The organism is Promicromonospora kroppenstedtii DSM 19349, from assembly GCF_000515355.1.
GTDB classification, from domain to species: Bacteria; Actinomycetota; Actinomycetes; order Actinomycetales; family Cellulomonadaceae; genus Promicromonospora; species Promicromonospora kroppenstedtii.
The window spans coordinates 1,372-2,078 of record NZ_KI911674.1; the positions used below are offsets into that span (position 1 = coordinate 1,372).

At 77.2% G+C, this 707-nt stretch carries 1 protein-coding gene; it reads left to right on the plus strand.

The features are described 5' to 3' along the window. On the plus strand, window positions 1-707 hold a 707-nt coding region (locus PROKR_RS13720), incomplete at both ends, for a polysaccharide pyruvyl transferase family protein (protein WP_051432975.1).

The following is a 707-nucleotide window of genomic DNA, read 5'->3' on the forward strand; positions in this document are numbered from 1 at the left end:
GCCCGGCCGGTGGGGCCGGCTCGTCCCGTGGCGGCGCCCCGTCGGCAACTTCGGCGACCTGCTCGGGCCGCTGATCGTCGCGCGGCTCGTGGCCCGCGAGGGCCTGACCGAGCCCGTGTCCCCGCGCCGGCTCCTCGCCGTCGGGTCCATCCTCAACCTCGCGCGCACGGGTGACGTGCTCTGGGGCATCGGGGCCAACGGCAAGACGCTCGACCACCCGCCCGCCTACCGGGAGCTCGACGTCCGGGCGGTCCGCGGCCCCCGGACCGCGGCGTTCCTGCGGGCGAAGGGACACGCCGTGCCGGACGTCTTCGGCGACCCCGGGCTGCTGCTCGGCCGGCTCTGGTCCCGCGAGCAGATCGCGAACGACACCGCCCCACGCGCGGTCACGGTGGTCCCGAACCTCAACGACCGGCACCTCGCCGTGGGCCGCTCCGACGCCGTCGACCCCACCGGTGACCTCGCCGCGACGCTCGGCGCAATCGCGGCGAGCGACCTGGTGGTCGGCAGCTCGCTGCACGGGATCGTGGTCGCCGAGAGCCTGGGCATCCCCGCGCGCCTGGTCACGTCGCGGGCCGAGCCCGCGTTCAAGTTCGAGGACTACTACCGCGGCACCGGGCGCCCGGCGTTCCGGCCCGCCCCGGACGTCGAGACCGCGATCGGCCTGGGCGGCGAGCCGCCGCCCGCGTGGGCCCCCGGACCGCTGC